This window comes from Marinobacter lipolyticus SM19, from assembly GCF_000397065.2.
Lineage (GTDB): Bacteria > Pseudomonadota > Gammaproteobacteria > Pseudomonadales > Oleiphilaceae > Marinobacter > Marinobacter lipolyticus.
In genome coordinates, this window is the sequence record NZ_KE007326.1 from 283,369 (window position 1) to 296,008 (window position 12,640).

12 protein-coding genes are annotated in these 12,640 nt (G+C 56.2%); 5 read left to right on the forward strand and 7 right to left on the reverse strand.

The features are described from left to right. Window positions 1-87: 87 nt before the first annotated feature. Window positions 88-2,265 carry a TonB-dependent siderophore receptor gene (locus tag MARLIPOL_RS13425; RefSeq protein WP_012138744.1) on the reverse strand — a complete coding sequence of 726 codons (2,178 nt, stop codon included), beginning with the start codon at window positions 2,263-2,265 and terminating at the stop codon, window positions 88-90. 200 nt (window positions 2,266-2,465) lie between these two features. Between MARLIPOL_RS13425 and MARLIPOL_RS13430 the strand changes: the two genes are divergently transcribed. Beyond that, the gene (locus tag MARLIPOL_RS13430; RefSeq protein WP_082446199.1) at window positions 2,466-3,590 is read left to right on the forward strand and encodes a PQQ-dependent sugar dehydrogenase; all 1,125 of its coding nucleotides are present in this window, start codon (window positions 2,466-2,468) and stop codon (window positions 3,588-3,590) included. 9 nt (window positions 3,591-3,599) lie between these two features. On the opposite strand, the gene MARLIPOL_RS13435 is transcribed toward MARLIPOL_RS13430, so the two are convergent. Continuing rightward, complete coding sequence (locus MARLIPOL_RS13435; RefSeq protein WP_036191854.1) at window positions 3,600-4,013, reverse strand: GFA family protein; 414 nt, start codon at window positions 4,011-4,013, stop codon at window positions 3,600-3,602. A gap of 123 nt (window positions 4,014-4,136) precedes the next feature. On the opposite strand from MARLIPOL_RS13435, the gene dkgB reads away from it, so the two are divergent. Further along, complete coding sequence (dkgB, locus tag MARLIPOL_RS13440; protein WP_012138747.1) at window positions 4,137-4,946, forward strand: 2,5-didehydrogluconate reductase DkgB; 810 nt, start codon at window positions 4,137-4,139, stop codon at window positions 4,944-4,946. On the opposite strand, the gene MARLIPOL_RS13445 is transcribed toward dkgB, so the two are convergent. Beyond that, window positions 4,943-5,713, reverse strand: coding sequence for a glutathione S-transferase N-terminal domain-containing protein (locus MARLIPOL_RS13445; protein ID WP_012138748.1), 771 nt, complete (start codon window positions 5,711-5,713; stop codon window positions 4,943-4,945). The two genes, dkgB and MARLIPOL_RS13445, sit on opposite strands and share 4 nt — an antisense overlap. Before the next feature lie 410 nt (window positions 5,714-6,123). On the opposite strand from MARLIPOL_RS13445, the gene dacB reads away from it, so the two are divergent. The 3 genes from dacB to MARLIPOL_RS13460 all read left to right on the forward strand — a co-directional run bounded on the left by dacB (window position 6,124) and on the right by MARLIPOL_RS13460 (window position 8,983). Then, complete coding sequence (gene dacB, locus MARLIPOL_RS13450) at window positions 6,124-7,566, forward strand: D-alanyl-D-alanine carboxypeptidase/D-alanyl-D-alanine endopeptidase (protein WP_228677626.1); 1,443 nt, start codon at window positions 6,124-6,126, stop codon at window positions 7,564-7,566. A gap of 202 nt (window positions 7,567-7,768) precedes the next feature. Beyond that, window positions 7,769-8,143 carry a DUF4398 domain-containing protein gene (locus tag MARLIPOL_RS13455; protein WP_012138750.1) on the forward strand — a complete coding sequence of 125 codons (375 nt, stop codon included), beginning with the start codon at window positions 7,769-7,771 and terminating at the stop codon, window positions 8,141-8,143. Between the two features lie 27 nt (window positions 8,144-8,170). Further along, complete coding sequence (locus MARLIPOL_RS13460; RefSeq protein WP_012138751.1) at window positions 8,171-8,983, forward strand: OmpA family protein; 813 nt, start codon at window positions 8,171-8,173, stop codon at window positions 8,981-8,983. A gap of 71 nt (window positions 8,984-9,054) precedes the next feature. Here the strand turns inward: MARLIPOL_RS13460 and MARLIPOL_RS13465 are convergent, their stop codons facing one another. The 4 genes from MARLIPOL_RS13465 to MARLIPOL_RS13480 form a co-directional block, all read right to left on the reverse strand. Next, window positions 9,055-9,822 carry an SDR family oxidoreductase gene (locus MARLIPOL_RS13465; protein WP_012138752.1) on the reverse strand — a complete coding sequence of 256 codons (768 nt, stop codon included), beginning with the start codon at window positions 9,820-9,822 and terminating at the stop codon, window positions 9,055-9,057. Window positions 9,823-9,839: 17 nt separating this feature from the next. Further along, on the reverse strand, window positions 9,840-10,529 hold the full coding sequence (locus tag MARLIPOL_RS13470) for a histidine phosphatase family protein (RefSeq protein ID WP_012138753.1): 690 nt from the start codon (window positions 10,527-10,529) through the stop codon (window positions 9,840-9,842). Then, a complete protein-coding gene (locus tag MARLIPOL_RS13475; RefSeq protein WP_012138754.1) occupies window positions 10,529-11,593 on the reverse strand; it encodes a phosphotransferase family protein in 1,065 nt (354 codons plus the stop codon). The genes MARLIPOL_RS13470 and MARLIPOL_RS13475 overlap by 1 nt, the downstream gene beginning before the upstream one ends. A 61-nt stretch (window positions 11,594-11,654) precedes the next feature. Beyond that, on the reverse strand, window positions 11,655-12,473 hold the full coding sequence (locus MARLIPOL_RS13480) for an SDR family oxidoreductase (protein WP_012138755.1): 819 nt from the start codon (window positions 12,471-12,473) through the stop codon (window positions 11,655-11,657). Window positions 12,474-12,640 lie beyond the last annotated feature (167 nt).

A 12,640-nucleotide genomic window follows, 5' to 3' on the forward strand; every position in this document is an offset into this window, starting at 1 on the left:
TCAGCATCTGATCAGAATTTCGTATATCGATCTTTTACCATGGCCGAGTGTATGCCGGAGCAGGAATACCCCTGCTCCGGCTGACTGTCAGTACGTCCAGGCAACTGTCAGGTTGGCATTGGCCGGTGCTCCGTAGAAACCCTGGGCCGAGGCGCCAAACTTCTTGAGACTCTCGATGTATTTCTCGTCAGTGACGTTGTTCACATTCAGAGTCGCATTCCAGTTACGGGCAAAGTCATAGCTGGCCATCAGGTCCAGAACCGCGTAGCTGCTTTGTTCGGTGACAATTGCGGAACCCGAATTCGGACCAACCGTGGCGATTCCCTGGTCCTGACTGATGCCTGACTGCCATCGCACCTGACTACCCAGTTCAAGGCCATTCACGCCGGGCACCTTCCAGGTACCGCGCAATTGCGCCAGATGTTCCGGAATAAATTCCCGTGTCGAGTTTCCGTCCGCATCTTCAATGTTGACCCAGGTATAGCCGGCAAACAGCTGTATTCGGTCGGTCACATCACCCACGAACTCCAGCTCAACACCTTCGCTGCTGATACCGTCCACGCCACGATAGAAGGTATCGACACCATTCTCAAAGGTACCGTCGGCCTCGGCCAGATTCTCCTGTTTGGTCCGGAAAATGGCCGCGGTAGTGTTAACGCGGTCATTGAGGAACTCACTCTTCAGCCCCAGTTCATAATTCACACCATCAATCGGATCCAGACGATCCCGGTTACTATCCACTTCCGTTTGTGGAGTGAAGATCTCGGTGTAGCTTGCGTACACAGAGTGATTGCGGTTGAGATCGTAAATCAGGCCTGCGTATGGGGTGTCAATCGCATCATAGCTGGTGTCCTGACTATTGCCGTAGTTGATTCCCTCGGCATCCACCCAGGTCAGTCTCACACCGGTGATGGCCGTCAGTCGATCGGTCAGGGACCAGCGTGAAGCCAGATAAGTGCTGATTTCCTTGTCAGTCCAGTCAGATCCATCCACCCCGGCATCAAATGTCGGTTTGGGATAGTTGCCGTCCCACTCTTCCAGCGGTGGCAATGGATCCCCGATGCCCTGACCATAACGTGATTCGTCAACGGTTTCCGAACGTGACCAGGTCGCACCCAACACCAGTTCATGGGTGCGATTGGCCAGTTGGAAAGGCCCGGTGGCATAGGCATCCACTACCAACTGCTTCACGTTCAGATCATACTGACTGGCGTATGCCATCAGCCCCTCCCCCGTTTCCCGATTGGGGGTACCAAACTGGTAGAACAGCTCGGACTCACTGTCCTGTTCAAGGCGTAACACAGAACCTTTGGCTTGCCAGCCTCCGCTCAGTTGTTGTTGTAGCTCGATGAAGCTGTTGTGGTTGGTGTTATCCCAAAAGGACCAGTCAGAGGCTGTGCTGGTGGAACGCTTGAAGTCCGTTGCCGATCCGTCGCTGTAAAACAGCGGCTGGGCACCCCATAGCGGACTGTCAGTGTCGGAGGTCTGAGTGGCATGCCCCAGGGTCAACAAGGTCGTCTCGGTGATGTCGGTTTCCACAACACCATAAAACATCTGCTTCTCGTTGCTGTAACGATCGAGGTAAGAATCCCGATCCTGATATCCAGCGACAACGCGACCACGTACCCTGCCAGACTCGGACACGGAACCGGACAGGTCAGCGACGATACGGCGATTGTCCCAGGAGCCACCGGTCACGGCCACGGAGGCCTGTGTTTCTGCCGTCGGGCGCTTGCGGATGAAGTTAATTGTGGCTGACGGGTTGCCGGAGCCGGTCATCAGACCGTTGGCGCCGCGGAGCACCTCAATCCGGTCATAAAATGCGGTATCCAGGTCGCCCTGGACATTGTCATAAACCGCGGGCAGGCCAACACCATCGTACTGGAAGTTGTTGATGTCAAAACCACGAGCAGTGTAGTAAGTCCGGTCTGTTTCCACCGATTCTACGGTTACTCCGGTCGTGCCCTCGAGCACATCGTTCACGTCATCCTGGCCAAAGTCATCCATCTGTTTGCGAGTAATCACCGTCACCGACTGGGGAGTTTCCCTGTGGGACAGAGCCATTTTCATGGCGGTACTGGTTGCACCGGCTTTGTAACTGCCAGTGGACTCGGAAGACTCTACCCCCCTGTCTGCAGACACCTGGATGGCCTCCAGCGTGGTGGTTTCCTGTTCCTGCGCGACGGAAAAACCGGGCAAGCTGGCCCAGAAGATGGCACTGGCCAGCGCTTTGCGGCGAAAGCCGGTGGTCGGGGACTGCGGCATGACTTTTCTCCTGACTTCAGAATGATGAAAAACGGCCACCATCTTAATGCGAATCATTCTGATTTAAAACAGCAAATGATAACTAATAAAGGAAAATGAGTGAAAATCGATTACTCGCACATGAGCCTGACAGTGCTATTCTGAACATCAGCACGCCCGGCAACGCACAGAGGACAAGCACCATGGTCGGAATTGTCAGGATGGCAGCCGCTTACACACTGACCGCAACTACGCTGGGATGTTTGGCCCAAATAGCAATAGCGGGTACCACCACGTTTACTTCAGACAAGGCAAACTTCAGGCTGGAAACCATTGCGACTGGGCTGGCGCACCCCTGGAGCCTGGCGTTTCTTCCGGATGGCTCCCAATTAGTGACCGAACGTGACGGCCGATTACGCCGAATAGAGGACGGAGAACTTCAGAGCCTCCCCGTGCAAGGACTACCGGAGCTTGTGGTGTCCGGCCAGGGCGGCCTACTGGACATCATTCTCCACCCTGATTTTGAAACCAATCAGACATTGTTTCTCAGCTACGCCCACAAGATCAGCCGCAAAGGCATGACCACGCGAGTGGCGCGGGCAACTCTCGATGACAACACCCTGTCCAATGTCGAGGTTATCTTTGAAGCTCTGCCACGAGGCACTGCCAGTCACCACTTTGCCGGTCGCATGGCGTTCGACCGTGATGGCAATCTGTACATTGCTATTGGCGACCGGGGCGAAATGGACCGCGCCCAGGACACCGATGATGATGCCGGAGGCGTCCATCGCCTGACCATCAACGGCGATCCAGTACCCGGCAATCCATTTATTGATGATTCCTCGGGCAAAGACACTCTCTATACCTATGGCAACCGCAATATCCAGGGCATGACGACCCACCCCGAGACCGGCGAAATCTGGAGTCACGAACATGGCCCCCGAGGTGGTGACGAGATCAATATCATCCGCGCCGGCAACAATTACGGCTGGCCGAAAGTGACTTACGGCATCGACTACTCGGGCGCAATCATCTCTGACAAAACCACCATGGAAGGTGTGACTGATCCCCTGCATTACTGGGATCCGTCCATCGCCCCCTCCGGTATGGCGTTCTATACAGGAGACCGGTTCCCGGAATGGCAAGGTGACCTGTTTGTTGGCGCTCTCAAGATGAAAAAACTGGTGCGTCTGAGTATTGAGAATGAAACGGTAAAAGACGAAGAGGATCTGCTGGAAGACCTCGGCGAGCGAATCCGGGATGTGCGCATGGGGCCAGACGGCGTACTATGGTTACTAACCGACTCTGCCGATGGCAAGGTATACCGGTTGGTACCACTCGAGTAACCCGCAGTCTTAGTGCGGATCGTTGGTTCTCTCGGTTTTCTCAAACTGGGGAAGATCGTCGGTAATCTCGAACCAGTCGGATTTGGAGCCCACGAAAACATGCTGGGCTGGCCCCTTTCCGAGCGGCTCGTTGATCACGCCAACACGTAATCGAAGAATGCCGGGAATCGCATCTACACGACTGTAAAGGTGGCTGCCACACCGATTACAGAAGGCGCGGTATTTTCCGGGGCGAGACTCATATTCCTGCACCTGATCTTCGCCACTCAGGAATCGGAAACGCACTTTCTGCACTGGCGCACTGGCGGAAAAGGCACTGCCATGGGCACGACGGCACTGACTGCAATGGCACAAGGCAACCGGACCCAGGGGCCCTTCATATTCAAAAGTAATGTCGCCACATAGACACCGGCCAGTCAGCATGATTTGCCCTTTTGTTCTGCCCTGCAGATTGGATGACAGGAGCGCCATGATACCTGCGGCCCACTTGAAGAACCAGTGCGCGAACACCACATTAAAGACACAGAATTCGCAAAGGAGGACATCATGTCATTCAGCGCACTTCCAAAGATCGGTATGGGCACGTTTCGCCTCAAAGGTAATGACGCCAGAGACGCGGTGAAGAGCGCATTATCATTGGGTTATCGTCATATCGACACCGCCCAGGTGTATGAAAACGAAGCGGAAGTGGGCGATGGCATAGTTTCCAGCGGCATTCCCCGCCGCGAAATCTTCCTGACCACCAAGATCTGGCACGACAAACTCCACGCCAGTGACCTGATCAACAGCCTCCATGACAGCCTGGCACGGTTGAAAACCGACCATGTTGACCTGGCGCTGATTCACTGGCCGTCCCCGGGCAATGACGTGCCCATGTCCGAGTATCTCGGCGCATTGCGGGATGCCCAACGCGAAGGGTTGACCAACCACATTGGCATTTCCAATTTCACCTGCGCTCAAATGGATCAGGCCAGAGAGATCCTGGAGGATACGCCGATCTTTACCAATCAGGTGGAGGTCCATCCTTTCCTCAACAACCGCAAGGTCATCGAGCACGCCAAAAAGCTGGGCATCATCGTAACCGGCTATATGCCTCTGGCAGTGGGCAAAGTGATGGAGGACGACACGCTTATCCGCATAGGCAGCCGGCACAATGCCTCACCGGCGCAGATTGCCATTGCGTGGGCTCTCGCCAGAGGCGTGGTCCCGATTCCCTCTTCCACCCGCCCGAAACACCAGAAAGCCAACCTGGATGCCTTAAAAGTTGAGCTCAATGCCGACGACATTAGGGCCATAGACGAGCTTGACCGGGGCGATCGTCTCGCCAACCCTGAATTTGCCCCCGACTGGGATTAAGCGGCGTACGTCGCTTCCAGATACTTCAGGATGGTGGAAGATTCAAATAGCCCCTGGCCGGTGTTGGGGTCCTCCAGATAAGGCACCTGGACACGCTTGTGAACCTGAAAGAAAGCATCCCGCTTGCCGCCCGGAATCGGAGTATAAGCCCCTGGCTTGATGCGCTGTTTAGCCGGACCAATCTCGGTCCAATGCTCTTTGCCAAGGTTATGAAGGGTGTAGGGAATCTCCAGTTCACACAACTTTTCCCGCACCAGACGGGAGAACGGGCTACCCTCAAAACTCCAGAGGTGTAGCGGTTGCTCAGGAACCTTAGCGGCACCCGCCCTCAGCCCACGCAATGCACTGGCAGCGGACGCCAGGGACCCCAGGGCCGGCTGGTAGCCTTTAGCACGATAATATCCAGGGACTGGCCTGCCGCCGTACTGACGGAACAGGTACTCCACGATAGCTTCGGACTCGTACATCACCTTGCCCGTATTTTCATCCACCAGCAGCGGGAACTGTTGCTTGCCGCCAAGTGACTCGGCCTCCGGCCGGAACCGCCGGCCCCCTTTTGGACACGGGCGAATCACAACATCCAGGTTCAGGGCCGTCAGAGCCTCCCGTACCCGGCGACAATAGGGACAAGCCTCCATATCGTAGAGTACCAGCGGCTTTTCTGGTTGGGGTGCCTGCTTCACAACCAGACAACCACGCCACGCCGTAAGTGACGAGGTAGCCACCGAACCAAGCACATTGGCATTGTGGACGAGAAAATTGGACATGATTCAACCTCAAAACCGATAAGTGTTGGCCGCCATTATCACGCAATTGGACAATTTTCCATTGGCTCATGACGCGGTTTCAAAGAAAGCAATCACTCCTGGGGCGACTAACCCACTGATTCCAAAGACACCTTACAACTCTTCACAAAAATGCAATGCAAACAATGACACTAGTGGCATTTTTTAACGTCATGTAGAGCTTTCCCACATAGTATGATCCGCAAAATTGGGCTATTGTTGTGGAATAACACACGATGAGTCCGGTCATGTTCGCGTCAACTATACTTCGCTTCCGACAGCCTGTTTCCCGTTGCCTGCACGTATTGTCACAAGCGCGTGGTGAGCTGCGCGCACAGAATGCGTTTACGGCCGCCACTGTCTCCCTGGCCATGGCTTGCAGTCCGCTTGTCATGGCGGACGACGGAACAACCAAATCCGGAAACAGAACCTGGAGCAATCAGGTCAGGGATTACGCCGTTAAGTCCCTGAATAACGAAGACGCCCTGAGCATGGCCGCTATCCCCCTGAATGGGCCGGGCATCGATCAGTACATCAATGCAGACGCGCTCATGAGCCCGGGCTCGATCATGAAGCTGGTGACCACCTACGCCGCACTGGAAATCCTGGGCCCCACGCATCACTGGAATACGGATTTCTACACCGATGGCCAACTGGCGGGCAATACACTGGAAGGTAACTTCTACGTAAAATTCGGTGGTGACCCCAAACTGACGCTGGAACGCTTGTGGAGCACCCTGCGGGAACTCCGCGGCATGGGCATCACCACCATCAATGGGGATTTGGTCCTTGACGGCAATTACTTCGAGATTGCCGGAGGATTGCCTAGGTTCGACGACAACGGCGACAACCCTTACGCACCGTTCCTGGTGGAACCATCGGGCGTACTCACCAACCTTAACCTGATTCATTTCCAGGTGCGTGCCGACGAACGGGGCACCCAGGCCTGGAGTGCCCCTGCCCTGAACGACGTGGTCATCGATAACCGGGTGACAGCAACGGTTGAAGGCCCCTGCCCATCCCGTCGGGGCTTTACCTGGGAACCCGTGTTCCACGCTGACCAGCGGGTCACCGTACGGGTCACCGGCGAACTGCCCCAAGGCTGTCGCACCACCGCGTATTTATCACTGCTGCCACACGAACAGTACACTGCGTCTCTGATTCGATCCCTGCTTTCCGAGATGGGAATTTCCGTGGCGGGAGACGGCGTCACAGGCACCACACCTGATGATGTCCGCCTGATGCTGAGAACCACCTCCCCGGACCTGGTTACCATGGTGAGGGATATTAACAAGTGGAGCAGCAACGTGATGGCTCGCCAACTGCTGCTGACCATCGGTGCGGAAAACCGTCAGGAAGACGAACATGATGACCGCGTTGCCGGTATACGCATGATTTACGAGTGGCTGGAAAGCAAGGGCGTCAATACTGCAGGCATGGTTATCGACAACGGCGCCGGATTGACCCGCCATGGGCGCATCAGTGCGCGCCAGGGGGCACAAATCCTTCAGCATGCCTGGAACAGTCGTTTTTCCGCAGACTTGATGGCCTCCATGCCGCTAATCGCGATGGACGGAACTATGGCGCGACGACTGCGCAACGCCGGCATGGACGGCCTGGGCCGGATCAAGACCGGCTACCTGGAAAACGTGCGTTCCATTGCCGGGTATACCCGGGACGAAAGCGATACAACCTGGGCAGTGGTGGGTATGGTGAATACCGACCCCGCCTGGAATGGTCAGGCCGTGCTTGACCGCATCCTTTACTCGTTGCACCACCAGCCCCCGGTAGGCACAACTCTTTCCCAGGCAAGCGGTGGCTCCGAAGTCCGCTAAGCGGGCCACCGTCCTTCTTTTTCTTTCTCCTTTCTTGCCAACCTTTCATGCCGACATGAAAACTGACTGCTAATCTTACCCGTAACAACAATGGACGCTTTGGCAAGGGCGTCCGTGCTCGACTCCGGATTATCGCAGTACCTGAGTGTCGATCGTTCGGGTGGGAAGCAAATCCCCATCCCTCACCGGAAGGAGATAGTGCATGAACAAATATAATTCTACGTTAAGAGCTGCAAGTATCATTGGCATTGCTCTGGCCGTCGGTGGCTGCGCCCGTTCCGGGGAGCGGCCGGATGCAGAGCTACAAACCGCAGAAGCCTCCATTCAGCAGGCCGTATCCGCGGATGCCAGGGAATTCGACCCGGTCCTCCTGAATCAGGCCCAGAACCGGGTTGCCGATGCCGAAGAGCTCATCGAACAGGAAAAGTACATTGAGGCCGAACGCCTGCTGGAAAAAGCATCTGTGGATGCGCAGCTGGCAGGTGCGCGATCAGAAACAGCCAAGGCCCAACAGGCCGTCGCTGAGATCAATCAGAACATCGACGCTTTAAGAGATCAGATCGAACAACGCCAGTAAAGGCCTCAGCTGAGCAAGGAGATGGATATGAACAATCGAAACACAGCTCTGGGTTTGGCAGTCGGGATTTCTGTCTTGATGACAGGATGCGCCAGCGCACCCCCAAATAACGCGATGGTCGACGAAGCAAGAGCCTCCTATGAAGAGATCCAGAACGATCCCAATGTCGCACGCAGCGGAGACCGACAATTGAGGAACGCGCGAGATCAACTGGCGCGTGCCGAATCGCTGCTGGAAGACGGTGCGGAGACCGTCGATGTCGAGCACGCAGCCTACCTCGCTAACCGACATGCGCAAATCGCCAGAGAACAGGGGAAACGAGCGCAACTGCAGAGCGAAATCAGGTCCGCCGAGGAGCGCCGTAAGGAGCTGGAATTACAGATGAGCTCCGCCGCGGCTGACGCAGCGAGGCGCGAGGCTGAACTGCTTCGTGCCCGAATGGCAGAAATGGAGGCCGAGCAGACCGATCGTGGCATGGTCCTGACCCTGGGAGATGTGCTTTTTGATCTTAACCGGGCCGAACTGAAGCCCGCCGGAGAGGCAACAATCCGACGTCTTGCGGAATTCATGTCGGAGTACGAGCAGCGCCGGGTACGCATTGAAGGCTACACCGACAGTACCGGGGAAGCCTCGTACAACCAGGGGCTGTCAGAGCGTCGGGCTGAATCTGTGCGTAATGCCCTGATGGATATGGGGATTGGCGGAAACCGCATAGAAACCCGGGGATATGGGGAGGAATATCCCGTAGCGAGCAACAACAACGCTGCGGGCCGCCAGCAAAACCGTCGTGTCGAGATCGTGATTTCGGATGACGAAGGCAATATACAGCGGCGAGAGTAATGTCGCGATCTGGCCAGCTACCAACACTGAGTAGCTGGCCTTTCGTTTTCAGCCACCGGCTCTGACCAATCTCAGACTGTCAGGTAACCACCGTCGGCATTAATGCAGGCGCCGGTGGTGTAACTGGACGCATCCGAAGCCAGGTACAGAACCGTTCCTGCCATTTCACTCGGATCCGCCACCCGTTTCATCGGAATGTGGGCCATGGCCTGTTTCTTGATTGCATCATTGGTCGTCAGCGCGCTGGCAAACTTGGTGTCCGTCAGCCCTGGCAACAATGCGTTGACGCGAATCTTCTGCTGCCCCAGCTCCATGGCAAAAGACTTGGTCATGGAAATCACGGCAGCTTTCGTCACCGAGTAAATGCCCTGGAAGTGGCCAGGGTTAACGCCGTTGACCGATGCCACATTGACGATCGACCCTCCACCGTTTTTCTTCATCAGTTGCGCACCACGGGCACACATGAAGAAATACCCGCGAATATTCACGTCCACGGTTTTCTGGTAAGCCCCCAGATCTGTGTCCTCCACCGGACCAAAATACGGGTTGGCAGCGGCATTGTTGACCAGGATGTCCAGCCTGCCGTGTTCTTTCCCGATGTGCTCCCAGATATTCTCGATCTGGTCCATCTCGCCAATATGGCAGGCATAGGCTTCCGCACTGCCGCCGGCATCACGAATACTGCTGGCCACTGCCTCGCAGCCTTCGATCTTGCGGCTGCTGCAGATCACATGAGCCCCGTAATCCGCCAGCGTGCGAGCGACGCTCTCACCAATACCACGGCTCGCACCCGTAACCAGCGCCACTTTGCCTGTCAGGTCAAACAGTTCCTTGCTCATGCATTCACCTCAAATTGTTATCGGAAGGTCACCAGGGCGGGGTCTTCCGCTTCCAGATGACTGTAATTATTGAAAACCGCCAGGCTGCGGCGAGCGCCGGAATAGAGGATACGCGAAACGCTGGTATTGGCGATCACGTTGTTCATCTCCAGCGCCTTGTGGTCGCTCAGGTGCAACAGGTGTTGGGCAATCACGGCAATGGGGCCGCCGGAGGTGGACACCAGGGTATCACCGCCATCGGCGTACTCGATCAACTCGTCCAGCGCGGTGGTGACACGGTTTCGGAAGGCCTCCCAGCTTTCAGTGTATTCATTATCGTGATCACCACTGACCCAACGGGCCATCGCCTTCTCGAACGCCTGCTGGAAGGCGCGGGCGGGCTTGGGAAACGCCGCCAGATCCGTGGCCATACGCTGCCGGTCCGCCCACTCCGGGCGCAGCCGTTCAACCACCTGCATATGATCAAACTCGTTCAGACCGCTCACCGCCTGCATGTCCGGCAGGGCGTCACCATAACCACTGGCAATCGCTTCCACAGTTTCCCGATGGCGTTCCATGTTGCCGCCAAATACGGCATCGGGGCGAACCTTGCCCGAGAGCCAGCGGCCGAGCACCCGGCCCTGCTCCCAGCCACGGGGCGAAAGCTGATCGTAGTTATCCTTGCCAAAACTGGCCTGTCCGTGGCGGATCAGGTAGATCGTTGCCATTACAGATCACTCGCTTCAATCAGCCGCTGACAGCGCTTCTCAAGGTAATTCGCCGCTTGACCAAAGGCCGCAAAACGCTTGTCTTTGGTCTGACCGTGATAGAAGCGGTAATAGATCTGCTGCACAATCACCGCGAGCCGGAAAAGCCCGTAAATCTCGTAGAAATCGAAGTTGTCGACTTTAAAGCCCGACTTCTCCATGTAATATTCCACCACTTCCTTACGGGTCAGCATACCCGGACGGTGGGTCGGCTGCCGGCGCAGCATCTGGAACGGTCCCTCATCGTCCGCCTCAACCCAGTACGCCAGGCTGTTGCCCAGATCCATCAGCGGATCACCAATGGTGGCCATTTCCCAATCCAGCACTCCGATGACTTCAAACGGGTTATCCGGATTCAGCACCACGTTGTCGAAGCGGAAATCGTTGTGGATGACGACCTGGGCGATGTCCTCGGGCATCTTGTCGCTCAGCCAGCTCATCACGGACTCAAAATCACCCACGTCTTCGGTACGGGCTTTGCGGAAACGGTCGCTCCAGCCACCGATCTGACGCTGCACATAACCGGCGCCCTTACCCAACTTGTCCAGGCCTGCGGCTTTGGCATCCACCCGGTGCAAGTCAACCAACTTGTCGATCACATTGAGGCAAAGCTTGCGGGTATCCGTTTCGCTCAGCTCAAAGTCCTTCGGAAAATCCTGGCGCAGGATGATGCCCTTCAGACGCTCCATCACGTAGAAGTCACATCCCAGAACGTCATGATCATCACTGATAGCCACGATATTCGGCACGTAGGGATACACTGGCTTCAGCGCATCCATCACCCTCGCCTCCCGCAGCATGTCGTGGGCGGATTTGGCAATCTTGCCGAACGGCGGGCGACGCAATACGTAGGAGCGATCGCCATAATCCACCTGATAGGTCAGGTTGGAGGCACCACCAGGGTACTGCCGGATATCGGGCTCACCTTGCAGATCCGGAATGGCCTGCTTCATAAAGCGGTCAACGGCGCTGACGTCCAGCTCCTCGCCTTCGCGGATGTCCACGGCCTGGTCGATCTGGGTCATTCAGGGCTCTCCTGTCGGTTCATCAATACAGACTTCTTCATGAAAGGGGCAACGGCAACACTTACGCCTTACCGCCGCCCATCTTGTTCATCCAGCGCTTGCTCTCCTGGTGCATCAGCCAGTCAAAGGCCCAGGGTGCATGGCGCTTGAGCATCCACATACGACGCTCCTTGGCATGGGGCAGCACCCAGAAATCCTTCTCCTTAACGGAACGGAAGATATCCTCCGCCACATCGTCCGCGGTGACACTGGAGCGCTTCATCAGCTTGTTCACGTTCTGCTGAATACCGGGAATATCCGAACGCATGCTGCTGGTCAGGTTGGTCTGGAAAAACGCCGGACACACGCAACTCACATGGATCCCGGAATCCCTCAACTCCTGGCTCAGCGTCTCGGACAGGGCAATAACCCCGGCCTTGGTAACATTGTAGCTGTCCATCAGCGGCGCGAGCATCAGACCGGCCATGGAGGCCACATTCACAAACGCACCAGAACCCTGCTGTTTGAATTGCGGCGTAAACGCCTTGCAGCCACGGACCACGCCCAAAACGTTGATGTCCAGAATCCACTCCCAGTCCGCCATGGTGGTATCCTCGATGGAGCCTGCAGAGGCAACACCGGCGTTGTTCACCACCACATCAACACCGCCCCACTTCTTGACCAGATCGTCCCGTACCTTTTCGAAATCGGTCAACCTGCGGACATCACACTCAACAAAATAGCCTTCGCCACCGGCAGCGTTGATCTCTTTCTCAACCTCAACGCCCTGCTCCGGGTTGATATCACCAATGCAGACCTTGGCGCCCTCTTTGGCATAACGCAGTGCAATTGCCCGACCCAGGCCGCTGGCCCCACCTGTGATAAATACTCTTTGTGTCATGTGTGTTCTCACCGTTGTTTTTTGAGTTTGGATATTTTGCTTTGGTGCATAAGCTGGTGCCGGGTAGCCCCTTCCAAAACACGCTGTGAATACATCCCTGTACGCTGTGCTCCGCCATCCATGGCTCCGCAACGTTTTGGAAGGGGCTACCCGGCACCAGCACCCTG